The sequence below is a fragment of the Aeromicrobium senzhongii genome, from assembly GCF_014334735.1.
Classification (GTDB): domain Bacteria; phylum Actinomycetota; class Actinomycetes; order Propionibacteriales; family Nocardioidaceae; genus Aeromicrobium; species Aeromicrobium senzhongii.
Window position 1 is genome coordinate 1,799,190 of sequence record NZ_CP060587.1, and the last position, 23,973, is coordinate 1,823,162.

Annotated in this window: 20 protein-coding genes; 7 read left to right on the forward strand and 13 right to left on the reverse strand. The window is 71.6% G+C overall.

The features are described from left to right. The first annotated feature begins 79 nt into the window (after positions 1–79). From H9L21_RS08970 to H9L21_RS08980, 3 genes are all read left to right on the forward strand, one after another. On the forward strand, positions 80–1,417 hold the full coding sequence (locus H9L21_RS08970) for a DNA polymerase IV (protein ID WP_154594815.1): 1,338 nt from the start codon (positions 80–82) through the stop codon (positions 1,415–1,417). Continuing rightward, positions 1,414–3,540 carry a S9 family peptidase gene (locus tag H9L21_RS08975; RefSeq protein WP_154594814.1) on the forward strand — a complete coding sequence of 709 codons (2,127 nt, stop codon included), beginning with the start codon at positions 1,414–1,416 and terminating at the stop codon, positions 3,538–3,540. Before H9L21_RS08970 ends, H9L21_RS08975 begins: the two co-directional genes overlap by 4 nt. Positions 3,541–3,642: 102 nt before the next feature. Beyond that, the gene (locus H9L21_RS08980; protein WP_154596129.1) at positions 3,643–4,539 is read left to right on the forward strand and encodes a sigma-70 family RNA polymerase sigma factor; all 897 of its coding nucleotides are present in this window, start codon (positions 3,643–3,645) and stop codon (positions 4,537–4,539) included. Positions 4,540–4,578: 39 nt separating this feature from the next. Here the strand turns inward: H9L21_RS08980 and coaE are convergent, their stop codons facing one another. Continuing rightward, positions 4,579–5,187: a dephospho-CoA kinase gene (gene coaE / locus H9L21_RS08985; protein ID WP_187411395.1), complete on the reverse strand. Its 609-nt coding sequence runs from the start codon at positions 5,185–5,187 to the stop codon at positions 4,579–4,581. Positions 5,188–5,189: 2 nt separating this feature from the next. Beyond that, positions 5,190–6,095, reverse strand: a complete 906-nt coding sequence (locus H9L21_RS08990) for an SH3 domain-containing protein (RefSeq protein WP_154594813.1) — start codon at positions 6,093–6,095, stop codon at positions 5,190–5,192. A gap of 103 nt (positions 6,096–6,198) precedes the next feature. Between H9L21_RS08990 and H9L21_RS08995 the strand changes: the two genes are divergently transcribed. Beyond that, positions 6,199–7,527 (forward strand): class I adenylate-forming enzyme family protein, encoded by a 1,329-nt coding sequence (locus H9L21_RS08995; RefSeq protein WP_154594812.1) that lies wholly within the window; start codon positions 6,199–6,201, stop codon positions 7,525–7,527. 4 nt (positions 7,528–7,531) lie between these two features. On the opposite strand, the gene H9L21_RS09000 is transcribed toward H9L21_RS08995, so the two are convergent. Continuing rightward, entirely contained in the window at positions 7,532–8,488 is a 957-nt protein-coding gene (locus tag H9L21_RS09000; RefSeq protein ID WP_154594811.1) for a helix-turn-helix domain-containing protein, read from the reverse strand. Between the two features lie 83 nt (positions 8,489–8,571). On the opposite strand from H9L21_RS09000, the gene H9L21_RS09005 reads away from it, so the two are divergent. Next, a complete protein-coding gene (locus H9L21_RS09005; RefSeq protein ID WP_154594810.1) occupies positions 8,572–8,721 on the forward strand; it encodes a hypothetical protein in 150 nt (49 codons plus the stop codon). 64 nt (positions 8,722–8,785) lie between these two features. Here H9L21_RS09005 and rpsA read toward each other — a convergent pair whose 3' ends face one another. From rpsA to H9L21_RS09030, 5 genes are all read right to left on the reverse strand, one after another. Then, positions 8,786–10,243 carry a 30S ribosomal protein S1 gene (rpsA, locus tag H9L21_RS09010; RefSeq protein ID WP_154594809.1) on the reverse strand — a complete coding sequence of 486 codons (1,458 nt, stop codon included), beginning with the start codon at positions 10,241–10,243 and terminating at the stop codon, positions 8,786–8,788. Positions 10,244–10,533: 290 nt separating this feature from the next. Next, the gene (locus H9L21_RS09015) at positions 10,534–11,784 is read right to left on the reverse strand and encodes a M18 family aminopeptidase (RefSeq protein WP_154594808.1); all 1,251 of its coding nucleotides are present in this window, start codon (positions 11,782–11,784) and stop codon (positions 10,534–10,536) included. Positions 11,785–11,793: 9 nt separating this feature from the next. Beyond that, positions 11,794–12,726, reverse strand: coding sequence for an NAD-dependent epimerase/dehydratase family protein (locus tag H9L21_RS09020; protein WP_154594807.1), 933 nt, complete (start codon positions 12,724–12,726; stop codon positions 11,794–11,796). A gap of 61 nt (positions 12,727–12,787) precedes the next feature. After that, on the reverse strand, positions 12,788–13,534 hold the full coding sequence (locus H9L21_RS09025) for a class I SAM-dependent methyltransferase (protein WP_187411396.1): 747 nt from the start codon (positions 13,532–13,534) through the stop codon (positions 12,788–12,790). Beyond that, positions 13,531–14,223, reverse strand: coding sequence for a class I SAM-dependent methyltransferase (locus tag H9L21_RS09030; RefSeq protein WP_222865750.1), 693 nt, complete (start codon positions 14,221–14,223; stop codon positions 13,531–13,533). The genes H9L21_RS09025 and H9L21_RS09030 overlap by 4 nt, the downstream gene beginning before the upstream one ends. A gap of 207 nt (positions 14,224–14,430) precedes the next feature. Between H9L21_RS09030 and H9L21_RS09035 the strand changes: the two genes are divergently transcribed. Beyond that, the gene (locus H9L21_RS09035) at positions 14,431–15,534 is read left to right on the forward strand and encodes a glycosyltransferase family 4 protein (protein ID WP_154594805.1); all 1,104 of its coding nucleotides are present in this window, start codon (positions 14,431–14,433) and stop codon (positions 15,532–15,534) included. Positions 15,535–15,610: 76 nt separating this feature from the next. On the opposite strand, the gene pgfA is transcribed toward H9L21_RS09035, so the two are convergent. The 4 genes from pgfA to H9L21_RS09055 all read right to left on the reverse strand — a co-directional run bounded on the left by pgfA (position 15,611) and on the right by H9L21_RS09055 (position 18,966). Further along, positions 15,611–16,582, reverse strand: a complete 972-nt coding sequence (gene pgfA / locus H9L21_RS09040; protein WP_154594804.1) for a cell envelope lipid trafficking protein PgfA — start codon at positions 16,580–16,582, stop codon at positions 15,611–15,613. A 94-nt stretch (positions 16,583–16,676) separates the two neighbouring features. Beyond that, positions 16,677–17,246, reverse strand: coding sequence for a D-glycero-alpha-D-manno-heptose-1,7-bisphosphate 7-phosphatase (locus H9L21_RS09045; RefSeq protein WP_154594803.1), 570 nt, complete (start codon positions 17,244–17,246; stop codon positions 16,677–16,679). A gap of 2 nt (positions 17,247–17,248) precedes the next feature. Next, entirely contained in the window at positions 17,249–17,902 is a 654-nt protein-coding gene (locus tag H9L21_RS09050) for a D-sedoheptulose-7-phosphate isomerase (protein ID WP_187411397.1), read from the reverse strand. Continuing rightward, complete coding sequence (locus H9L21_RS09055; RefSeq protein ID WP_154594802.1) at positions 17,884–18,966, reverse strand: GHMP family kinase ATP-binding protein; 1,083 nt, start codon at positions 18,964–18,966, stop codon at positions 17,884–17,886. The genes H9L21_RS09050 and H9L21_RS09055 overlap by 19 nt, the downstream gene beginning before the upstream one ends. Before the next feature lie 87 nt (positions 18,967–19,053). On the opposite strand from H9L21_RS09055, the gene H9L21_RS09060 reads away from it, so the two are divergent. Beyond that, positions 19,054–20,244, forward strand: coding sequence for an acyltransferase family protein (locus tag H9L21_RS09060; protein ID WP_187411398.1), 1,191 nt, complete (start codon positions 19,054–19,056; stop codon positions 20,242–20,244). Here the strand turns inward: H9L21_RS09060 and H9L21_RS09065 are convergent. Beyond that, positions 20,144–23,938, reverse strand: coding sequence for an alpha-(1->3)-arabinofuranosyltransferase domain-containing protein (locus tag H9L21_RS09065; protein WP_187411399.1), 3,795 nt, complete (start codon positions 23,936–23,938; stop codon positions 20,144–20,146). The two genes, H9L21_RS09060 and H9L21_RS09065, sit on opposite strands and share 101 nt — an antisense overlap. Positions 23,939–23,973 lie beyond the last annotated feature (35 nt).

The following is a 23,973-nucleotide window of genomic DNA, read 5'->3' on the forward strand; positions in this document are numbered from 1 at the left end:
GCGGCGTGTCGTGCCTGTTACGCCGCGGTGTCACCGGGCGAACAGCATCAGCGTGGGCCCGACCGGCGACAATGGCCCCATGCGTCCGACCGCCTCGATCCTGCACCTGGATCTGGACGCGTTCTTCGCCTCGGTCGAGCAGCGTGACAAGCCGTCGTTGCGCGGCAAGCCCGTGATCGTCGGCGGCATCGGCCAGCGCGGGGTGGTCTCGACGGCCTCCTACGAGGCACGCCGCTACGGTGTCCGCTCCGCCATGAGCATGGCCGAGGCGCGCTCGCGGTGTCCCCATGCGGCGTTCCTGTCCGGTCGCTTCGACGCCTACCGGGCCGCGTCGGCCGTGGTGATGGAGCGACTGCGCAGCCTCTCCCCCGCCGTCGAGCCGCTGTCGTTGGACGAGGCGTTCGTCGATCTCGCCGCGGACCCGGAGTTCGACCCCGACACCGTGCCCGAGCTGGTGGACCGGCTGCGACGCGACGTCGCCGAGCTCACGGGTGGACTGACGGCGTCCGTCGGGGTCGCCACGTCCAAGCTCATGGCCAAGATCGCCACCGAGATCGACAAGCCGGACGGCTCGTTCATCGTCGCGCCCGGCACCGAGCGCGACCTGCTGGAGCCGATGCCCGTGACCGTCATCGCCGGGGTCGGTCCGGCCACGGCGGCGCGACTGCACCATGTCGGTGTGACCCGCGTGGGCGACGTCTGGCGCCATTCCGAGGCGGAGCTGATCGACCTGCTCGGCCAGGCCGCGGGGGCGTCGCTGCACCGGCTGTCGCGGGGCATCGACGACCGTGCCGTCAGCTCGCACCGCGAGAACAAGTCCGTCAGCACCGAGGACACCTTCGAGACGGACATCGTCGACCGCGCAGAGCTGGGACTGATCTGCGACGCCCTGGCCCGGCGCACGGCGGAGCGGCTGCGCAAGGCCGGACTGTCGGGCCGGACCGTCACGCTCAAGGTCCGCTACCACGACTTCACGACGCACACGCGGTCCACGACGCTGCCCGGACCGACCGACCAGAGTCGCCTGATCGTCGCCACCGCCCGGCGTCTCCTCGACGCGACGGACACCGGTGGTGGGCTGCGCCTGCTCGGCGTGGGGGTCAGCGGCCTGGCCGACTGGGTGCAGGACGACCTGTTCGCCGAGGAGGCCGACGACGCGCCCGAGCCGCTCGAGCAGGAGCCCCGCCTCCCGGCCGACCCGCCGCGCGCGCACGAGTGGTCCCCCGGCATGGACGTCCATCACGACGAGTACGGCGACGGGTGGGTCTGGGGACGCGGGCTCGGCCTGGTCACGGTGCGGTTCGAGACGCGTCACACACCCGTCGGCCCCGTGCGCACGCTGCGCGCGGACGACCCCGCCCTGACACCCGGGCATCGTGAGTCGCCGTCGCCCGTGGCCGGTACGGTCGAGGAATGACCGACGTCCCCCGCGCCCCACGCCGTCCCCGCGAGCGCACGCACCACGGCGACACCGTGATCGACCCGTACGACTGGCTGCGCGACAAGGACGACCCCGAGACGATCGCGTACCTCGAGGCCGAGAACGCCTGGGCCGAGGACACGACGTCGCACCTCGCGGGCCTGCGCGAGCAGATCTTCACCGAGATCAAGGACCGGACGCTCGAGAGCGACATGTCCGTCCCCGTTCGGCACGACCGCTGGTGGTACTACTCGCGCACCGTCGAGGGCCGCCAGTACGCGATCCGCTGCCGCGTCCCGATCTCCGGCCCCGACGACTGGGAGCCCCCGCTCGTCGAGCCCGGCCAGACGCTGCCGGGCGAGGAGGTGCTGCTGGACTCCAACGACGAGGCGGAGGGGCACGAGTTCTACTCCCTCGGCACGTTCAGCCTGTCCGACGACGGCGACCTGCTGGCCTGGTCCGTCGACACGACCGGCGACGAGCGGTACACGATCCGCGTGCGCCGGCTCTCGACCGGCGAGGTCCTGTCCGACGTCGTCGAGGGCGCCGCACCGGGCGCCACCTGGTCGGCCGACGGTCGCTACCTGTTCTACGTCACCGTCGACGAGGCGTGGCGTCCCCACCGCGTCTGGCGCCACGAGCTCGGCTCGACCGAGGACGACGTCCTGGTCTTCGAGGAGCCGGACGAGCGCTTCTTCGTCGGTGTCGGCCGCAGCAGCTCCGACCGCTTCCTGGTCATCGGCGTCGGGTCGAAGATCACCAGCGAGGTCCGGCTGCTCGACGCCACCGACCCCACCGGCGAGTTCCGCGTCGTGTGGCCGCGCCGCGAGGGTGTGGACTACGCGGTCGAGCACGTCATCGTCGGTGGCAGCGACCAGTTGGCCATCCTGCACAACGACGGCGCCGTCAACTTCGAGCTGGTCCTGGCTCCTCTCGAGGACCCCACCGCCACCACGGTCCTCGTGCCGGGCTCGGACGACGTGCGGCTCGAGGCCGTCGACGCCTTCGCCCGCCATCTCGTGCTCTCGTACCGGCGTGACGCCACGACGCGGCTGGCCCTCATGGAAGTCGGCCCGGACGGCATCGGCGCGCCCACCGAGCTCGACTTCGACACCGAGCTGTTCACCTGCGGCCTGGGCGGGAACGCCGAGTGGGACCCGAAGTACCTGCGCATCGGCTACACCTCCTACGTCGAGCCGGCCACGATCTGGGACCTCGACCCGGCCACCGGCGAGCGGATCCTGCGCCGTCGGGCCCCCGTCCTGGGCGACTTCGACCCCGCCGACTACGAGCAGCACCGGGCGTGGGTCCGCGCCGAGGACGGCACCATGGTTCCGCTGTCGATCGTCTGCCGGCGCGACACGCCGCGCGACGGATCGGCCCCCGGGTTGATCTACGGGTACGGGTCGTACGAGATCAGCCTCGACCCCGACTTCTCGATCTCGCGGCTGAGCCTGCTCGACCGGGGCTTCGTCTACGCCGTGGCGCACGTGCGCGGCGGCGGCGAGCTCGGGCGCCGCTGGTACGACGAGGGCAAGCAGCTCGCCAAGATGAACACGTTCACCGACTTCATCGCGTGCGCGCGCCATCTGGCCGACGAGTCGTGGACCTCCCCGGACCGTCTCGTGGCCGAGGGCGGCAGCGCCGGCGGCCTGCTGATGGGCGCCGTCGCGAACCTGGCGCCCGACGCCTTCACGGGGATCTTCGCGGACGTGCCGTTCGTCGATCCGCTGACCACGATCCTCGACCCGTCGCTGCCGCTGACCGTCATCGAGTGGGACGAGTGGGGCGACCCGCTGCACGACCCCGAGGTCTACGCGTACATGAAGGGCTACACACCGTACGAGAACGTGACGGACGTGCAGTACCCGTCGATCCTGGCCGGGACGTCGCTCAACGACACCCGGGTGCTCTACGTCGAGCCGGCGAAGTGGGTCGCGCGGCTGCGCGAGGTCACCGGAGCCGAGCGGTCGGTCCTGTTGCGCACCGAGATGTCCGCCGGGCACGGGGGCGTCAGCGGCCGCTATGCCGCGTGGCACCAGCGAGCCTGGGAGCTGGCCTGGATCATCGACACGGCGACCGCGACCGCCGGTACCAGACCCAACCAAAGAAACTCCTGAGAACGGAATCCCCGGGCCCCGCTCGTCGTTGTACCCGGTGAAGCCACCGTCAGGAGGATCACCGTGGAAGACCGTGAATTCGAGGGCAAGGACAGCGTCGGCATGTACCTGTCCGAGATCGCGCGCACCCCGCTGCTCGACGCCGAGCGCGAGGTCGAACTGAGCCGCACGATCGAGGCTGGGCTGTTCGCCCGCCATCTGCTCGAGGCCGGCCGCGTCGGCCGGGCCAAGGGCGGAGCCCCGAAGCGCGCGACCCGTGAGGAACTGGAGTGGATCGCCGAGGAGGGCGACCGCGCCGTGCAGGAGTTCGTGCAGGCGAACCTGCGTCTCGTCGTGTCGATCGCGCGCAAGTACGGCCGCGCCCAGATGCCGATGCTCGACCTCATCCAGGAGGGCAACACCGGCCTGATCCGTGCGGTCGAGAAGTTCGACTACGCCAAGGGCTTCAAGTTCTCGACGTACGCCACGTGGTGGGTCCGTCAGGCCATCACCCGTGGTGTCGCACAGCAGGCCCGCGTCGTGCGCCTGCCCGTGCACGTCGTCGAGGAGCTGAACCAGGTCTCCGGCGCTCGTCGCAACCTCGAGCGTCAGCTGGGCTACGACCCGGATCCGGCCGAGATCGCCGCCGAGCTCGACATGGAGGTCGAGCGGGTCATCGACCTGCTCGCGTGGGGTCGCGACCACGTCAGCCTCGACTCCCCCGTGGACGAGGACGGCGACACCAGCCTGGGCGACCTGATCGCCCGTGACAGCTCGCCGGGCCCCGACCTGGCGATGCTCGACCACGACGCCCGTGACCAGCTGTTGGCCCTCGTCGATCGTCTCGACGACCGCGAGGCCGACATCGTCAAGGCCCGCTACGGCCTGCTGGACGGCCGTCAGCAGAAGCTGGCCGACATCGGCAAGCGCCACGGCATCTCCGCCGAGCGCGTGCGTCAGGTGGAGCGCCAGGCGATCGCGCGACTGCGAGAGATCGCCGATCCCGAACTGGCCGCCTAGGCGGCCGTCCCGGCCGGTCGCTATGCAGCGGCGTCCGGCTCAGCGAGCGCTCGGCTCGACCAGGTCCTTCCAGACCTCGTCGATCCGGGCGCTCAGTTGTTCCAGGGTGCCGGTGTTCTCGATGACGACGTCGGCGACGGCCAGGCGCTCCTCGCGCGACGCCTGGGCGGCGATGCGCGCCCGGGCGTCCTGCTCGGTCATCTGACGGTCGCGGACCATGCGGTCGATCTGGAGCTGCTCGGGGACGTCGACGACGATCACGACGTCGCAGGCAGCGGCGGCGCCCATCTCGACCAGCAATGGGTTGTCGTGGACGACGATCGCGTCGGGCCCGGCCCCCTGCTCACGGGCGGCGGCCAGGTCGCGGATCGCCGGGTGGGTGATGGCCTCGAGGTCCTTCAGCGCCGACGGGTCGGCGAACACGATCGCGCCGAGCGCCGGGCGCACGAGGGTGCCGTCTGGCGCGATCACGTCAGCGCCGAACCGGGCGGCGATCTGGTCCAGGGCGGGGCTGCCGGGCTCGACGACGTCGCGCGCGAGGCGGTCGTAGTCGATGACGACGGCTCCGAGCTCGGCCAACCGAGCACTGACGGTGCTCTTGCCCGACGCGATGCCGCCGGTCAGCCCGACGCGCCGTGCTCTCGGCACGCTCACAGGGATCCGGCGTTGCCGAACGTCGTCACGTGGACGTGGTCGTAGTGGTTGGCGGTGGCGCCGCCACGATCACTCATGCCGCGCCATCCCTCGCCGCCACGCTGGACGGTCCAGATCCGCTGCTCGTAGATGAGGTAGCTGACACCCAGCTCGACGCGGTTCGCCTGCAAGAAGGCGGCGATGTCCCAGCCGAGCTGGCCGCCGACCATGATGTCGAGCGAGTGGCCGGTGGCGTGCTCGCCCCGGCCGGCCAGACCGCCGTAGCTGGTGATCTGCGGGAAGCGGGCGCAGACGGCGCGGTAGACGCGCACCGTGTCGGCCTGCAGGCCGGACTCGACGCCGGAGCCGATGCCGCACGGGGCGGTCGACAGCGTGCCCTCCTCGGGGGCCAGCTTCGGCTCTTCCTCGTCGACGAGCTTCGTGGCGACCCAGCGCGGGAGATCGTTGTGGACGACCTGCGTCCACCCGCCGCGGGTCTCGCCGGTGACCTGGAGCGTCTTGCCCTTGGCGACCGTCGCCAGCACGGGCGAGTCCTCGGAGGCGTCGGCACGGACCGGCACGGTCTTCTGGGCGTACAGCGAGCCCTCGATCATGGCCTCGGCCTCGACGGCCGAGGGCAGCGGCGCGCGTTCGGCGCTGCTGCGGCTCGTGCGCACGGGAGCGGCTCCGTCGAGCGCCTCGGTGACGATGTCACCGGAACCGGCGGGAGCGGACTCGGAGGTCGTGTGCGACACGTGCGTCGCATCCGCGACGGTCACCGAGGAGGTGCCGAGCGAGGCGACCGCCGCGACGCCGAGCGAGGCGACACCGGTCGCGATCGCCGTGTGCTTGCGCGCACGGACGTACCAAGGGTCGCGGACCACGGGCTTGCGCCGGCGTCCGGGCTTGGAGGTCTGGGTCATCGATACCTATGCAGGTCGGGGGGGGTACTGCCGCTGGCCAGTCAACCATACTGACGTCCCAGATCCCAGTGAGACCGGCAGGGTCAGGCGAGAGGAATGGGCGATGTCACACGATGAGGGCACCGTGCGGGCCACCACGGCCGCCGAGCTGCGCGACCTGGCGTCCCGCGTGGCCGCCGGTCTGCGCGGCCTCGGGGCCGGCGAGGGCGACCGTGTCGTGGTCAGCCTCCCGAACGGCATCGAGCTGCTGGCGGCGGTGTGGGCGTGCGTCGCGACGGGCCGCGTGCCCGTGCCCCTCGACCCCCGCCTGACGCCCCACGAGCGCGGTCCGATCATCGAGGACGTCTCCCCCGCCGTCGTCCTGGACTCCCTCGTCGGCTTCGCCGCTCTGGTCGGCGGCGAGCGCGAGGAGCTCGACCCGGAGCCGCGCTGCCGACCGATGCACTTCACCTCCGGGACCACCGGGCGGCCGAAGGGCGTGTGGTCCGGATTCTGGGACCCGGCCGACGCCCGGTCCGCCGTCCTGGAGGAGCGCGACCTGTGGGGGTTCGCCGCGACGGACGTGAACCTCGTGCTCTCGCCGCTGTACCACTCCGCTCCCCTGCGCTTCGCGCTCGGGACGGCGCTGGCCGGTGGCGCCGTCGCGGTCCTGCCGGCCTTCACGCCCGAAGGATTCTGCGAGGCCGTCGAGCGGCTGCGCCCCACCACGATGTTCTGCGTGCCGGCCCATCTGCAGCGGCTGCTGGCGCACCTGCAGGAGGCTCCGACGCCGGACCTCTCGAGCTTCCGCCTCGTGGCCCATGCCGGCGCGCCGTGCCCCGAGCCCATCCGGCGCGGCGCCCACGAGCTGTTCGGCACCGACGTCGTGTGGGAGTTCTACGGCTCGACCGAGGGCCAGTTCACGGCGTGCTCGGCCCAGGAGTGGATCGACCACCCCGGAACGGTCGGGCGGGCCCGACCGGGCCGCGTCATCACGGTCGACGCCGAGGACGAGCTGTGGTGCGCGGTGCCGCCGTGGGGGCGCTTCTCCTACTGGAACTACCCCGGGCGGACGGCGCAGGCCTGGCGCGACACCCCTGACGGGCCGGCCTTCACGGTGGGTGACCTCGGCCGTGTGGACGATGCCGGCTACGTGTACCTCGACTCCCGCCGCACCGACCTGATCATCAGCGGTGGCGTCAACGTCTATCCGGCCGAGGTCGAGGCGGCCCTGGTCGAGGTGCCGGGCGTCGTCGAGGTCGCCGTGTTCGGGCGACCCGACGAGCGCTGGGGCCAACGGGTGGCCGCGGCGTACGTCGGCGACGCCAGCGAGAGCGAGCTGCGCGACGCCGCGGCCCAGCGCCTCGCTCCGCCCAAACGGCCGAAGGAGTACGAGCAGGTCTCGGCGCTGCCCCGAACCGCGACCGGCAAGGTGCGCCGCACCGAGCTGTGACCCCTCAGGCGGACTCGACGCAGGTGAACGACCGACGGTAGGCCTGCGGACTGGTGCCGCGCACCGCCCCGAAGTGGTGCCGCAGCGTCGCCGCGTTCCCGAACCCCACCCGCTGGGCGATCTGCTCGATCGCGAGGGTGGAGGTCTCGAGCAGCTCCTCGGCCATCGCGACCCGGCGCCCCAGCAGCCACTGCCACGGGGTCGTGCCGGTCTCGTCGCGGAAGCGGCGCGCGAACGTGCGCTCGGACATGTGCGCCCGGCGGGCGAGGGTGGCCACCGTCAGCGGCTCGGCGAGGTGCTCCTCGGCCCAGGCCAGCACCGGCGCGAGGGTCTCGGCCTCGACGACCGGCATCGGCGCCCGCACGAACTGCGCCTGTCCCCCGTCGCGATGCGGCGGGACGACGATCCGGCGGGCCGTCGTGGCCGACACCCGAGCGCCGTACCACCGCCGCATCAGGTGCAGGTTCGCGTCGATCCCGGCCGCCGATCCGGCGCCGGTGACGATGGGGCCGTCCTCGACGTAGAGCACATCGGTGTCGACCTCGGCCTCGGGGAAGTCGGCGGCCAACTCGGCGCCGTAGCGCCAGTGCGTGGTGCACCGCCGCCCGTCGAGCAGGCCGGCGTGGCCGACCTGGAAGGTGGCCGTGCACGAGGCCATGATGGTCGCGCCACGCGCGTGGGCCGCGCGCAGGACCTCGCTGACCCGCGGGTCCTCGGCGCGGTAGTCGCGCTTGGCCGCCAGCGCCACGAGGTCGGCATCGGCCGCCGCGTCCAGCCCGCTCCCGATGACGAAGTCGAAGCCGCTGGCGCCCCGGACCACGCCGGGCTCGGGAGTGCAGGCGACGAAGTCGAAGACCGGGGTGTCGTCATCGGGGTGGTACTGGTCGCCCCAGACCTCGGCGAGGACACCCATCCCGAACGGCTCGGCCCGGTCGGACACGATCATCGCGATCTTCGTCATGCGATCCTCCTTGGCGGGAAAACGACGAGAGCTGTCATTCCCGCCACTTTTGGCAGGATAGCACCGAGCGCAGGATTGATGCCATGATGATCTTCCTGCTCCTCCTGCTGGCCACGGTCGCCGCTGCCTCAGCGGTGAGCCTGTGGTCGACCATCGCCCACGACGGACTCGGCGTCCGCCCCGCGCCCCGCAGCCACCGCACCGACCGGTTCGGCACGCCGCAGGACTCATGACCCCCCACGACAGAACGAGGCCCCGACCAACAGGTCGGGGCCTCATTCGATTCAGCTCAGCGAATCACTCGCCGCCGGTCAGCTTCTCACGCAGCGCCTGCAGCGCCTCGTCGGAAGCCAGCGAACCGCCGGTCTGCTCCTGCTCGGCCGGAGCGGACGTGTACTCGCCCACCTCGCCAGCCTCGAGGTTGGCCTTCTCGGCCTCGGCGACCTGCTTCTTGTGGGCTTCCCAGCGCTCGTGCGCCTCGGCGTACTGACGCTCCCACGTGGCGCGGGCCTCTTCGAAGCCCTCCTGCCATTCGCCCGTCTCGGGATCGAACCCGTCCGGGTAGATGTAGTTGCCCTGCTCGTCGTAGGACGAGGCCATGCCGTACAGCGTCGGATCGAAGCTGTCGTCGGTGGCGACCTCGGTCTCGTTGGCCTGCTTCAGCGACAGCGAGATGCGACGACGCTCGAGGTCGATGTCGATGATCTTGACCATGACCTGGTCGCCGATCTGGACGACCTGCTCGGGGATCTCGACGTGACGCTCGGCGAGCTCGGAGATGTGCACCAGGCCCTCGATGCCCTCCTCGACGCGAACGAACGCACCGAACGGGACGAGCTTGGTGACCTTGCCCGGGACGATCTGACCGATCTGGTGGGTCCGGGCGAAGTGCTGCCACGGATCCTCCTGGGTCGCCTTGAGCGACAGCGACACGCGCTCGCGCTCCAGGTCGACCTCGAGCACCTCGACGGTGACCTCGTCGCCGACCTGAACGACCTCGTTCGGGTGGTCGATGTGCTTCCAGGACAGCTCCGAGACGTGCACCAGGCCGTCGACGCCGCCGAGATCGACGAAGGCGCCGAAGTTGACGATCGAGCTGATGACGCCCTTGCGGACCTGGCCCTTCTTGAGCTCGTTGAGGAAGTTCTGGCGCACGGCGGACTGCGTCTGCTCGAGCCAGGCACGGCGCGACAGGACCACGTTGTTGCGGTTCTTGTCGAGCTCGATGATCTTCGCCTCGAGCTTCTGGCCGATGTACGGGTCCAGGTCGCGCACGCGGCGCATCTCGACCAGCGACGCGGGCAGGAAGCCACGCAGGCCGATGTCCATGATCAGGCCGCCCTTGACGACCTCGATGACGGTGCCCTCGACGACGCCGTCCTCTTCCTTGATCTTCTCGATGTCGCCCCAGGCGCGCTCGTACTGAGCACGCTTCTTGCTCAGGATCAGACGGCCTTCCTTGTCCTCCTTCTGGAGGACGAGGGCCTCGACCAAGTCGCCCACCTGGACGACCTCGTTCGGATCGACGTCGTGCTTGATGGACAGCTCACGCGAGGGGATGACGCCCTCGGTCTTGTAGCCGATGTCGAGCAGGACCTCGTCGCGGTCCACCTTGACGATGGTGCCGTCGACGATGTCGCCGTCGTTGAAGTACTTGATGGTCTTGTCGATCGCGGCGAGGAAGTCTTCTTCGCTGCCGATGTCGTTGACCGCAACCTGCGGGGCCGCAGAAGGAGTTGCGAGGCCAGAAGTCATGTAGAGGGGCTCCGATGGATGGATGGAATTGAAGTGCGGACAGGATTCGCGCCCGAGACCGGACACACCGGTCCCACAGCGCATCTCTCAGTCTAGGGCACATAGCCCACGGCGTAAAACCCGAGGCTCAACCTCCGGAGGCCCGAGCCGGGAGCGTTGGCGAACCGGATCAGGGCGGTCCACACGTCGTACTCCTGGTCCTGAGGGTGCGCCACTTCGCACCGGTGCGGTACTGCAGCAGCACCAAGGTGCGCGACGCGCTGACGGTCGCCTTCGTGCGGGCCTGTGCCTCAGTCCGAGGTCAGGAACGCGCGCAGGGCGGCGCCGTACGCATCGACGTCGGCGGCCGCCATCACCTCGCGGGCCGAGTGCATCGCCAACTGCGGGGCACCCACGTCGACTGTCAAGATGCCGGTCCGAGCGGCGCTGATGGGGCCGATCGTCGAACCACACGGGAGGTCCGCCCGGTGCACGTAGCGCTGCAGCGGCACCCCGGCGGACTCGCACGCCGAGGCGAACAGCGCGGCACCCACGCCATCGGTGGCGTAGCGCAGGTTCTGGTTGACCTTGAGCACCGGACCGCCGCCCAGGGCGATGCGGTGCAGGGGCTCGTGCTTGTCCGGCTGGTTCGGGTGCGTCGCGTGGGCCATGTCGCCCGAGACGCAGACCGAGGCCGCAACCGCCCGGAAGACGTCGTCGCGCGAGCCGCCGGCCGCCAGCACGATCCGCTCGAGCACGGACGAGAGCAGCGGGGAGTCCGCCCCACGCTCGGACGTGCTGCCGACCTCCTCGTGGTCGAACAGCACCATGACCTGCCGGGCCGCCGGGTCGGCCGCCTCGACCGCGCCGAGCAAGGCGTCGACCGCCGCGGAGCAGGTCGCCTGGTTGTCGAGCCGCGGCGCCGCGACGAGCTCGCCGGCGGCCCCGGTGCGCGCGGCGGGCCGCAGGTCGAAGGTCATGAGGTCGAACCCGGTGACGTCCGACGCGGCGAATCCCGCGCGCTCCCCCACCACCTCGAGGAAGGGCTGCGGCGTCAACCCGCTGATGGCGTCGAGGTGCCGCTGCCGGTCGACCTTGGAGCCGTCGCGGTCCAGGTGGATGGCCAGGCGCGGCACGCGCAGCAACGGCTCGTCGATCCGGACCAGGCGGGTGGTGCCGTCGCGCAGGACGACCCGGCCCGCGATCCCCAGGTCGAGGTCGAGCCACGACTCCAGCAACGGGCCGCCGTACGGCTCCAGCGCGACCGTCGCCTGCTCGCTGCGCCAACCGTCGTGATGCTGCTTCAGCCGCAGGTTCGGACTGTCGGTGTGGGCCCCGACGATGCGGAACCCCGCCGCGGCCGGCGCGTCGGGGCCGACCGACCAGGCGACGAGCGTGCCCCCGGTGACGATGAAGTGACGCCCGGCCTCGGTCGGCCAGGGGTCCCGCGGGTCCACCTCGCTGAAGCCCGCCGACCGCAGCCGTTCGGCTGCCGTCGCGCAGGCATGGAAGGGCGTCGGTGACGCGTCGACGAAGGAGATCAGGCGGTCCGCAGCGTCCATGGCGTCACCCTAACGACGATTGCGGAAGTCCTCGATGGTGGCCTTCAGACCGATCTCGGCGGTGGTCGACGGGGACCAGCCGAGCAGCTCGGCGGCGAGGGTGATGTCGGGACGGCGGATCTGGGGGTCGTCGATCGGGCGCGGTACGTGGACGATCTGCGAGTCGGACTCGGCCAGGTCGCGGATCCACGTGGCCAGGTCGAGCATCGAGATCTCTTCGGGGTTGCCGAGGTTGACCGGGCCGCTGGCGCCGGACTCCATCATCGCGACGAGTCCGGACACGAGGTCGTCGACGTAACAGATGGAGCGGGTCTGGTGGCCGTCGCCGGCGACCGTGATCTCGCGTCCCATCAGGGCCTGGTGCACGAAGTTCGGGATGGCGCGGCCGTCCTCGACCCGCATCCGCGGGCCGAAGGTGTTGAAGATGCGCACGATCTTGGTGTCGACGCCGAACTCGCGGCGGTACGCCGCGGTCATCGCCTCACCGAAGCGCTTGGCCTCGTCGTAGACCGACCGCGGACCGACCGGGTTGACGTGCCCCAGGTAGGTCTCGGGCTGCGGGTGCACCTGCGGGTCGCCGTAGACCTCCGAGGTGGAGGCCAGCAGGTAGCGCGCGCCGTGGGCGTGGGCCAGGTCGAGGGTGTGCTTGACGCCCGTCGAGCCCGTCATCAGGGTGTGGATCGGCAACCGGTGGTAGTCGACCGGGGAGGCGGGAGAGGCGAGGTTGAAGACCTGGTCGAAGGGACCTTCGATCGCTTCCATCGCGGAGGCGTCGGTGATGTTCACCTCGAGGATCGTGACCTCGTGCGCCACGGCGGCGAGGTTCTCGCGCCGTCCCGTGCTGAAGTCGTCGACCACGACCACGTCGTGTCCCATCGCGACGAGCCGCTCCACCAGGTGCGATCCGACGAAACCGGCGCCGCCGGCCACCAACGCGCGCATCAGTGCATCCCTTCGTCTGAGTCCGCCAATGTCTACTGGCGAGTAGGACTCACGTCACACCCTACCTCGGTGTTCGCGCCGATCGGGAGGACTTGGCGTCTTCGCGGCGCAACAGCAGCAGCAGGTTCCACGAGAGCACCTCGCGCACGACGGGCACCCGCACGAGCGGAGCGGCCCAGCGCGGCAGGTAGCGCGGGCGGGCGGCGAGGACGCGCACGTCGTCGCGGCGGCCGGACCACCGCATCCCCCACGCGACCGAGATCTTGAACAGGGTCTCGCCGACGCGGTTCTTGGGCGGGTGGCCCTCGCGACGGGTGTACCGCTCGATGGCCCGCCGGCCACCCAGCCAGTGCCACGGCGACGTCTCGTGACCGCCCCAGGGCGACCACCAGTTCGTGTACGACAAGAAGACCAGTCCCCCGGGCCGGGCGACCCGGACCAGCTCGGCGGCGACGACCTCGGGATCGCGGACGTGCTCGAGCAGGTTGGACGAGAACACCAGGTCGGCCGAGCCGGTCGCGAAGGGCAGCAGCGCGGCATCGGCGGCGACACCACCGTCGGCCAGCGCGGAGACCTCCGGGTCGAGGTCGACCGCGACGTACCGGGCGCCCCGGCCGCGGAACTCCTGCGCGAATTGCACCGGGCCGGCGCCGACGTCGATCACGAGCTTGCCGTCGAGCGGCATCTGCTGCTCGACCAGGTCGGCCGAGTCGCGCGCGAGCGTGCCGTAGAAGTGGTCGGGGTCGGTCTGCTCGACCAGGAAGGAACGGAACAGCCGGACCGAGCGCGCGAGTCCGTCAGGGTTCACGACGCGCCCCTGGTCGCGGTCACGACGAGCGTGGGCCGCCAGCGCGGACGGAGCAGTCGCAGCAGCGCGGCGGCCGGCGCCAGCGCCATCGCCAGCCAGCGGACCCGGCGCGAGGCCAGCACGCCGGCGGGGCGATCCTGCGGGCGCAGCCGGCGGACGAGGCTGGCCCCCTCCATCGTCAGGTTGTCGGTGAGCGAACGCGTGACGCGCACGTCGACGAAGCCGGCATCGCGCAACAGCCGCGTGATGGACTCTGCCGAGAAGAACCGCACGTGGGTGGGGTCCTCCAGCAGCCACCAGGCGTCCGAGAACGACCGCAGCGACGAGCTGTCGGCCGCCGGCGTGAGGAACAGGACCCGGCCGCCGGGTCGGAGCAACCGGTGCGCGGCGGCCGACAGGGCGTGGACGTCCTGGACGTGCTCGACGACGTGGACCCCGTAGACCAGGTCGGCGGGCTCGGTGGACGCCGGGACCTCCTCGATGCCGCAGGCGTGCAGCTCGGCGCGCGCGAGCACCTGCGGGTCGACCTCGACGTGGAGCTGGTCGGGGTCGCAGCCGGCGACGCGATGGCCGCGGTCGAGGAAGCCGCGCAGCATGGCTCCGGCGCCGAAACCGATCTCGAACACCCGCGATCCGGGCGCCAACGGCGCCGCACGGCCGAGCGTGCGGGTGGTCAGGGCCAGCCGCACACGGTCGAGCCCCGGATCGCCGCCGTAGGCGACGTCGCGATGATGTGCCGGAGCCGCCTTGGGATCCCGCTCGATGTGAGAGCATTTCGGACAGGTCCCGAGCACCGAACGCCCGTCCCGCAAGGTCACGGACGTCGTCGGTGTGGAACACACCTCACAGGACATCGGGACCCCCTCGGACGGACAGGAGAGAACGCTATCAGCGGATTGCGCATCGCCATCCTCAGTTGGCGTGACCTGGAGCATCCCGAGGCCGGCGGCGCGGAGGTGTTCGCCGAGCGGACGGCCGCGACCATGGCCCAGCGGGGCCACGACGTGGTTCTGTTCGCCTCCTCGTTCCCGGGTGGAGCCGCCCACGCGCGGCGGCACGGATTCGCGATCGCCCGCGCCGGAGGGCGCTTCACCGTCTACCCGCGCGGCCTGTGGCACGTGTGGCGACGCCGCCGGGACTACGACATCGTCCTCGACGTCCAGAACGGCGTGCCGTTCTGGACTCCCCTGATCTTCCCCCGGCCCGTGCTGGCCGTCGTCCACCACGTGCACCGCGAGCAGTGGTTCACCTTCTTCCCCCGGCCCATCTCCTCGATCGGCTGGTTCCTCGAGTCGCGGGTCGCGCCGTTCGTGTACCGCCGCCAGCGCTACGTCACCGTCTCCGAGGCCTCGCGACGCGAGCTCGCTGCCGTCGGCGTCGACCCCACGAGGGTCTCGGTCGTCTACAGCGGCAACGAGGCGCCGCAGCACGTGCTCGACGGCGAGCCCGATCCGGTCCGCGGCACACGGCTCGCGTGCCTGGGCCGCTTGGTCCCCCACAAGCGGGTCGAGCTGGCGATCGACGCCGTCGCGGCCCTACGCGACACGTTCGAGGACATCGGCCTCGACGTCATCGGCGGAGGCGACTGGATGGACCCCCTCGTCGAGCACGCACGCGCGCGCGGCGTCAGCGACCGGGTGGTGTTCCACGGCCACGTCTCCGACGAGCAGAAGCACGCGCTGCTGAGCCGGGCCGCCGTCCTGGCCATGCCCTCGATCAAGGAGGGATGGGGCCTGACCATCCTCGAGGCCGGCTACCACGCCGTGCCGACCGTGGCGTTCCGTTACGCCGGCGGCACGCAGGAGTCGGTGCAGGACGGTCACACCGGGCTTTTGGTGGACACCGACGAGGAGTTCATCGACGGGCTCCGCCACCTGCTGCTCAAGACGGACGAGCGGGCCAAGCTCGGAGCCGCCGCGCGCGAGTTCGCGCTCCGCTTCGACTGGCAGCGCACCGGCAACGAGCTGACCGACCTGGTCGAGCAGGTCGCCCGCCCCTGACCCGGTCGAACCGGACACGAGAGAGCCGCCGCCCCCCGAAGGGGACGGCGGCTCTTGTTCTCGGTGCGGTGGTCCGTCAGGCGTTCGCGTACGCGTCGTCGTCGGCGTCGGCGCCGTGACGACTCTTGAACCGGATGGCCAGAGCAGCACCGGCCAGCAGCGACAGGATCCCCAGGCCGCCGATGGCGAACGGGAGCCAGGTGCGCACGGCCTTGAGGGTCGTGGACTTGGAGCCGTACTCGTCGATGTTGGCCTGGATCGTCTCGGGCGAGGACGCGCTGACCGTGTCCATCGCGACGACGTCGTCGGCGCCGGGCTCATCGAGCTTCAGCCACTGCTTCTGGGCCTCTTCGATCTTGACCATGACGCCGGTCTCGGGCTCGACCCAGATGGTGCGGTCGTTCGCGTAGGTGCGGGTGGCCTCGACCGAGCCGGTGTCGGCCAGGCCGAACACGCCACGGGGAACCTCGCGGATGCCGAACTCGGTCTCGTCGATCGAGCCGCTGAAGCGGTAGGTGTTGATCGAGCCGTCGGTGCCCTCGACCTCTTCGGTGCCCTCGAACTCCATCTTCATCGGAGCCTTGACCGTCGCGTCCCAGTAGTCGTAGCTCTTCTTCTGGGTGTTGAACGGGAACTTGATCAGCTGACCCTCGAACTCGATCGGCTCGCCGTTCTGCGAGGCGCCGGACCACGGCACGGCCGCACCGGTGTACCGGTCGATCGCGAAGGTCTGCTCGAGGAAGTCGACCGGCGGGGCCTGGTCGTTGTTGTCGGTGCTCTGACCCTTGGTGAACACGGCGATGTCGCCGCCGTCGTTCTCGTCGGCGGCCTCCTTGGCCAGGTCGGGATCGCCGATGACGGTCGCGATGGTGGTGATCGGACCCGAACCCGGCGCCACGTTGTCGGCGTCGAAGAAGTTCGCGTTGTCGTCACTGAGGATCTGCTGGGTGTTCTGGTCCTTGGGGACCACAGCCAGGCGGTCGTACGCGTATACCTTCATCGCGACGCCCAGGGTGAGCAGGAACGCTCCGAGCGTCAGGAACGCCACGGCGCCACGAGAGAACTTCCGCACAAGTGCCTCCGAACTAGGGTCTTGCCATCGTATTTGTGAGTTACCTCTCGCGAGAGCGTAGCACCACGGATCATGTCAGGTGCGAAACCCTACCGATGAGTACGTCGGCGATCCGCGAGGGCTCCAGACCGGTCCGGCCGACATCCAACCAGGCGACTCCGGCGGCCCGCGCCGCCGCCTCGTCGCTGGGCTGGTCGCCGACCATCACGACCCGTTCAGGGCGGGCCCACGGCGCCCGCGTCATCGCGTGCAGCAGCATCCCGGGCAGCGGCTTGCGACAGTCGCACGTGCCGGTCTCGTGCGGGCAGACCTCGATGCCGTCCAGCCGCCCACCGGCGCGGCCCAGCCGCGACACGAGCGCGCGGTGCACCTGCACCAGCTGCTCGCGCGTGAGCCGGCCCGTGGCCAGACCTCGCTGGTTCGTCACCAGGACCGTCCGGATCCCGGCACCCGTCAGGTCCGCCACCGCGCGGGCCACACCGGGCCGCAACCGCAGCTCGGCCGCGGACGCGATGTACCCGGGGCGATGGACGTTGAGCGTCCCGTCACGGTCGAGCAGGACGAGGTCCCACGGGACGGGGCCCGAGGGAGGCGGGATCGGCGTGTCGTCGAGTCCCAGCAGCGCCTCGTCGGTCCACATCGTCAGGCGGAGCCGTTGGGCTGCGACAGGACGTCGACCGCCTCGCACCACGCGTGGGCCCACAGCATGTGGACCTCCTGGATCCGCGGCGTGAAGTCCGACGGCACGTGCAGCACGTGGTCCGCCCGGCCCGGCAGGTCGCCACCGGCCGCACCGGTGAGCGCGACGGTGCCGAGGCCGCGCTCGCGCGCGGCGTCGAGTGCGCGCAGGATGCTCTCGCTGCGGCCGCTGGTGGACATCGCGATCAGCAGGTCGCCGGGACGCCCGAGCGACTGGACGCCCCGGACGAACACGTCGTCGAACCCGTAGTCGTTGCCCACGGCGGTGATCGAGGTCAGCGAGTCCGCGAGGCAGACCGCCGGCAGCGGCGAGCGGTCGAGGATGCACTTGCCGACGAACTCGGCGGCGATGTGGCTGGCGATCGCGGCACTGCCGCCGTTGCCGGCGACCAGGATGGTGCCGCCCGCGCGCAGGGTGTCGACGACCGCACGACCGGCCGCGTCGACGGCCGCGACGAGCGCCGGCTCCTCGAGCGCACGGACCAGCGACGCCCAGGCCTCGATGCCGAGCGTCTGGCGTTGGGCGACGACCTGCTCGATCGCGTCATCGGACACGGCGTGCACCGGGTGCTCGAACGTCAACTCTGTCCCCTCCACGTGACCAGCCCTTCCCTCGAGAACGTGAACTCCGAGACACCCAACCCCATCCGGGTCAGCTCCTCGGCCACGACGTGACGACGCTCGAACTCGCAGATGAAGACCAGGTGGCCGCCACCACCGGCGCCGGTGACCTTGCCGCCGAGCGCGCCCAGCGACAGGGCCTTGGTGATGGCCTCGTCGATGAGCGGCGTCGCGATGCGGTCCGACATCTTGCGCTTCTCGTCCCAGGCCTGGCCCAGCAGGCGCCCGAGCGTGTCGACCTCGCCGCGGACGAGCGCCAGTTTCATCTCGGCGGCGAGCTCCTTTTGGGCGCGTAGGCCCTCGAGTGCCGTTTCCTCACCGCGCTCGTACCGCGAGACCTGGTCGTCGATGATGTGGTCGCTGACCCGGGTGTTGCCCGTGTAGGCCAGCAGCATGTTGTGCTCGAGCTCGTGGATCGTCGCATCGCGGATGCGCAGCGGGTTGACGACGACCTGGTCGGCGAACTCGATGTAGTTGAAGCCGCCGAACGACGCGGCGTACTGGTCCTGGGCGCCACCGGGGATCTGCAGGTCCTCGCGCTCGAGCCGGTACGCCAGCTCGGCGACCTCGTACTCGGTGAGGTCCAGTCCCAGGTGCTGGGCCACGACCCCGATGACGGCCACCATGACCGCGCTCGACGAACCGAGGCCGGAACCGGGCGGGGCGTTGGTGTGGATGAACAGGTCGAAGCCCGTGGCCGCCTGGGCGCCGGGGTACTGCCGCAGCCGCGCGATCGTGGCCTTCGGCAGGTCGAGCTGTCCGTCGAGCTCGAGGTCGTCCTCGACGTTGAAGCCGACCGAGTAGCCGTAGTCGAGGGACTTGATCGTGACCTGGCCGTCCGAGCGCGGGCGCAGGGTGCAGTAGGAGTAGGCCGAGATGGTGGCCGACAGGACGGCGCCGCCCTCGCGCTCGGGGAACGGCGCGACGTCCGTGCCGCCTCCGGCGAACGAGATGCGCAACGGCGCGCGGGCCCTCAACACGGGCCGGCGGACGTCGGCCGTGACCGGTTCGGGTGACACCAGATGGGACTGCTGTGTCATCCGTACTAGCCTCCAGACGTGATGCGGCGCCCGAACGGGCGCAATGCGACGACAACCTACCCGATTCTCACTGAACCCGGAGGCTTCATGGGTCACCTGCGCCTCGTGGACGGACTGCGTGCCGTCGCGGCCGGACTCGTGCTGGCCTCGCACGTCGGGTTCTGGAGCGGCGCCTCCCAGATCGACCTCGTCGGAGGACTCGTGGCGCGCGGCGACGCCGGGGTCGCGGTGTTCTTCGCGATCTCGGCGTTCCTGCTGCTCCGGCCCGCGATCAGCCGAGGTCTCGACGGCGCGCAGACCCCCCGCAGCTCGACCGGTGTGTACGCCGCCCACCGGGCCGCACGCATCCTGCCCGCCTACTGGCTCGCCCTCGTCGGCGTGCTCGCTGCGGCGGCACTGATCCCCTCGGCGGGCGGTCTCGGCGGTGGCGAGCGGGTGCTGGCCCACGTCCTGCTGCTGCAGGGCTACACCGGCGAGTACTACCAGTCGTTCACCCAGACCTGGAGCCTGACGACCGAGGTCACCTTCTACGTGCTGGTCCCGGTCCTGGGTGCGGTCCTGGCGCGCGTCCTGTCGCGCCGGGGTGGCGCGCGGGGGATCCGGTCGCTGCTCACCGCGACGATCGCCATCGGCCTGCTCGGGTTGGTCGTCCAGGCGGCCGCCACCGCATGGACCCGCGCCGGCTCCGACGGTGGCGCCGGGATCCTGGCCACGAGCGTCCTGGGCCACCTCGCCTGGTTCGGCGTCGGCGTGGTCGTCGCCCTGTTGACCGAGGCCCGCCGCCGTGGCCTCGGTCCGCTGGTCACCCGGCCCGCCCTCGTGGCCGTCTGGTCCTCGCGGCCCACGCTCGTCCTGTTGGCGGTCGTGACGTTCGTCGTGGCCTCCTCCCCCGTGGCCGGCCCGCGAGACCTGGCCGCGCCGACGGTCGCCCAGGCCGTCGCGAAGGAGGGGCTGTACGCCCTGTTCGCCCTGTTCCTGCTGGCGGCGGCCGTCCAGGAGCCGGCCGCGGACACGCCCGCCGGAGCGATCGCGCGCGCGGGCGTCACCCGGTGGCTCGGCGACATCTCCTACGGCGTCTTCCTGTGGCACGTGCTGGTGCTGCAGGTGCTGTTCGCCCTCACCGGCGCCACGCTCTTCGCCGCGGACTTCTGGTGGGTGCTCTACGCCACCGTCGGGTTCAGCGTGGCGCTGGCGTCGGCATCGTGGTGGCTGGTCGAGCGTCCGATCCTGACGGCAGTGCGCGCTCGAACGGCGCGCGACACACCAGCGCGAGCGTGAACAGCCCCGCCGCCTGACCCAGGATCGCCCCGGCCGAGGTGCGCTCGACGACCCCGAGGGCCGCCATCGCGACGCCACCGAACGTCATCGCGATGAGAGCCGCAGGCACGAGGAACCGGCGCGGCACACACCAGGCGACGACGGCCGCCGCCAGCCCGGCCGGACCGCCGCACAGGATCCCGACGACACCTGACAGTGCCCATCCGAGCCGCCGGTCCGGGCGCGACGCGGGGGCGGGCCACCGGTCCCACGGCAGCCGCGAGCGGCGCGTGACGAGTAGGACGGCGAGCAGCAGCAGGAGCGCGACCGGGCCGATTGCGAGTCCCCAGCGGTGCGCGTTCGTGGGCGCGAAGTCGATGACGACCTCGCCCGAGACCGCGGCGGGAAGCCGGAATCCCTGACGCCAGCCGTCGACGACGACGGGGTCGAGCTCGCGACCATCGGCTGTCGCTCTCCATCCGTCGTTGGCGCCCTGGGTGGTCAGGAGGACGGCGTCCTCCCCCGGGCCGACCTCGGCGACGATGCGGCCGGGCGCCGTCTCGCGCGACTCGACGGTCCGGCCCGACGCGGGCGTCGGGCCGAACGTGCCCAGGACGATGCGCTCGACCTCGAACGGGGCCGGCAGGTCGGCGCGCACATCCACGACACCGGCGTCGACCCGGGCCCGGGACGGGCCGCACGGCGACAGCTCCACTGGAGCGCCGGCGGCGACGTCCGCGCGATCGACGGTGCCGCCGAATCTCAGGACGGAGTCCCCCACCGAGATCGGTGAGCAGGGCACCTCGAGGGACTCCGACGGCTCGATCGCCGAGAAGTCCACCTCCGGAACCGCCCACTCCCCCTCGCCCGGCGCGCGGACGAAGGTGAGGGTGATCCGGTCCCCCGAGCGCTCGATCGACCCTCCGGTGGCCGGGAGCGTCGACACGCGGCCGCCGGCTGACGCCCGGATGGCCGCGAGTCCGGTGCCGGTCGACTCGAGGCGTCCGAACGACGTCCCTTCCGGCAACTGGACCTCCACCTCGGCGGCGTCACGGTCGGCCGGCACGCGCCAGGAGGTCGCGGGGTCGCCGTCGAACGCGGCTCCGGGGCGGTGAGCGGGATCGTCCCCCGTGCGGTCTTCCGAGGTGAACACGGTGGGCGCGTCCAGCAGGGTCTCCAGCGCGGACCCTCGCCGCGCGCGGGCAGTCACCGAGACCGGGACCGAAGCGGCGCCGGTGGATCGGATCGCCCAGCGTGGAGCGGCCGCGTCCTCGTCCAGCGGGCTGAGCACCACGCTGGTGTCGGCCAGGTCCACCGTGCCCGGCACGGCGATGCGCGAACCCCACGCGTGCGCGTCGCTGCTGACCTCGGCGATGCCGCGGACGACCGGTCGCGGCGACGTCGGCAGGACCACGTCGAGCCGGTCGAACCGCTCGGCGCCCAGATCCGCTGAGCCACTCCCCCCGTCGAGCGTGACGCGAACGCGGCGCGACGTGCCGTCCGGCCGGTGGGCGACCAGCGTGACGGCGTCGACAGCCGGGGTGGTCTCCGCGGCCCGCACCGTGACCGTGCCCAGCCGGGTCGGGCCCGGGAGCGTCAGGGTGAGAAGCCCGGCCGTCTCCTCGTCGGTGAGCCAAGCGGTGCCGGAGTCGCCGTCGAGCGCAGCGGCAGGACCGGTTCGGGTGCCCGACCACGATGACGCGAACGGGTCCGCCCCGCTGCTGCTGGCATGGACGTCCCGCAGGCCGACCCACTCTCGGACCGGCTGCGTGGCGGGGTCGCCCGCCGGTGGCAGGTCGCGAGCCCCGATGACGGTCGGCGCGTCGTCCTCGGCCGTGAGGGTCGGGCCGTGGGCCAGCTGTGCCGGCCGGCCGCTGTTGAACTGACGCCACCGCACGGAGTCGGTGACGACGTCGGGGTCCGCGGCACCGGGCTCGATCGTGGTCCACGTGCCCGGTGGCAGGCCGTGGGCGGTGAGGTCGACGAGAGCCTCAGGACCACCGGCGACGCGCACCCCGGCGTCGGCGTGGACCGCCTCGACGAGGTCACCGGACGCGCCGTCGACCGTCCAGACGGACAGGTCGCCGAAGCGACCCTGCTGCGTGAAGCCGGGCGAGGCGGCGAGCGTCTGCTCGACCCGGTCGGCCGATACCGCCTGGACGAGCGGCAGGACGCCGTGCCGGACGACGACGCGCGTGACACCCATGCGGGCCAGCACCTGGGCCAGACCCGGCCGGGCGGTGCCCGAGGACACCGCTTCGTCGATCCGGTCCAACAGCCGGGTCGCTCCGGGATGTCCCAGCGGCGCCGAGGCGCGGACGATGATCGGCGAATCCGCCAAGGCCACGAGCGGCTCGTCCGACGTCTTGCCCCAGGTGAACTCGGCCGTGCGTGCCGCCGGGAGGACGAGGGTGGATCCGCCGTCCTGCTCGGCGAGCGCGTCGATCTCCTCGGCGGCCTGCGACCAGGCGGCCGGGATCTCGGCGTAGGAGTTGGCGTCCCCACCGCGCCCCGACCACAGGGCCGTCGGCGAGACCATCGCGGCGACCACCACGGCCACGGTGACCGCCCGCGGGAGGCGACGCGACCGTCCGAGACCGCGTGCCACCAGCACGCCGACACCGAGAGCGAGAGGCAGGCGCACCAGCGGATCGGCCTTGTGGACGTTGCGCAGGGCGGCGCCGACTCCGTCGAGGAAGTCGCGCACGGGCCCGGCGACCGGCGAACCCAGCGCACCGGCATGACCGATCGCCATCGCCACGACGCCGACGAGGGCGGAGCCCACGAGGAAGCGCACGGCATGGCTGCGCTCACGATCGCGACCGAGCAACAGGAGCCCGGCCACGCCGGCACCCGCCACGACCATGCCGCTGACGATCGCCACCAGACCCTGCGCCTGGACCCAGCCGGACTGCCAGACGGGGTGCGACTCGGCATCCAGGATGTAGGCGATCCAGTGGTCGGCCCCGCGCAGGATGTTCGGGACCGACGTGACGGCCGTGGTGATCCGGGCGGTCTCGATGAAGTCCAGGAAGGGATAGCCGTACCGGCCCAGCACCAGCAGCGGCACGAGCCACCAGGCCGCGCCCACCACCACGCCGGTCCCCCACGCCAGCAGGGCCCGGCCGCGCCGCGCGGCCCGCGGCGCGGTGAGGATCACCAGGAGGGGCATCGCCAGGACGACGGCCGACGCCGTGGCGTTGACGCCGCCGAGGGCGAACGTGAGCAGTCCGGTCCAGGCCGCGGCGCGCACCAGCTGGCGGGTGGTCGTCCCCGGTCGGACCATCGTCCACGCCACGAGGACGAGCCACGGGGCCACGGCACCGGGCCAGGCCTCGATCGAGATCTCGGGAAGGACCGTGACGACCCGCGGGGCCAGCGTGTAGAGCGCCGCCGCGACCAGCGCCAGATCGGTGCTGAGCCCGACGATGCGGCGGGCGACCAGATGCGTGCCGAGGAACCCCACGACCAGCAGCAGGCTCCACCAGATCCGCTGCGCGGCCCAGTCGGGGAGCCCGGCCGCCTCGGACAGGCCCATGACGGGGCCGAGGGGGAAGAGATAGCCGTAGGCCTGGTTCTGCAGCTCACCGAGGCCGGCGTGCGAGTTCCACGCGTACAGGGCGCGGGAGAGGTAGTCCCACGGGGCGACCGTGAGATCGAGCTTGGTGTCGGGCTGGATCCGCCCGGGCGCGACGACCCACGGAAGAATCGCCACCAGCAAAGTGCTGGCGGCGATTCTGACCCGCTGGG

Coding starts and splice junctions, on each gene's coding strand:
- H9L21_RS08970 (WP_154594815.1), top strand. CDS start 80: ATGCGTCCGACCGCCTCGATCCTGCACCTGGATCTGGACGCGTTCTTC.
- H9L21_RS08975 (WP_154594814.1), top strand. CDS start 1,414: ATGACCGACGTCCCCCGCGCCCCACGCCGTCCCCGCGAGCGCACGCAC.
- H9L21_RS08980 (WP_154596129.1), top strand. CDS start 3,643: ATGTACCTGTCCGAGATCGCGCGCACCCCGCTGCTCGACGCCGAGCGC.
- H9L21_RS08990 (WP_154594813.1), bottom strand. CDS start 6,095: ATGACCCAGACCTCCAAGCCCGGACGCCGGCGCAAGCCCGTGGTCCGC.
- H9L21_RS08995 (WP_154594812.1), top strand. CDS start 6,199: ATGTCACACGATGAGGGCACCGTGCGGGCCACCACGGCCGCCGAGCTG.
- H9L21_RS09000 (WP_154594811.1), bottom strand. CDS start 8,488: ATGACGAAGATCGCGATGATCGTGTCCGACCGGGCCGAGCCGTTCGGG.
- H9L21_RS09005 (WP_154594810.1), top strand. CDS start 8,572: ATGATGATCTTCCTGCTCCTCCTGCTGGCCACGGTCGCCGCTGCCTCA.
- rpsA (WP_154594809.1), bottom strand. CDS start 10,243: ATGACTTCTGGCCTCGCAACTCCTTCTGCGGCCCCGCAGGTTGCGGTC.
- H9L21_RS09015 (WP_154594808.1), bottom strand. CDS start 11,784: ATGGACGCTGCGGACCGCCTGATCTCCTTCGTCGACGCGTCACCGACG.
- H9L21_RS09020 (WP_154594807.1), bottom strand. CDS start 12,726: ATGCGCGCGTTGGTGGCCGGCGGCGCCGGTTTCGTCGGATCGCACCTG.
- H9L21_RS09045 (WP_154594803.1), bottom strand. CDS start 17,246: ATGTGGACCGACGAGGCGCTGCTGGGACTCGACGACACGCCGATCCCG.
- H9L21_RS09055 (WP_154594802.1), bottom strand. CDS start 18,966: ATGACACAGCAGTCCCATCTGGTGTCACCCGAACCGGTCACGGCCGAC.
- H9L21_RS09060 (WP_187411398.1), top strand. CDS start 19,054: ATGGGTCACCTGCGCCTCGTGGACGGACTGCGTGCCGTCGCGGCCGGA.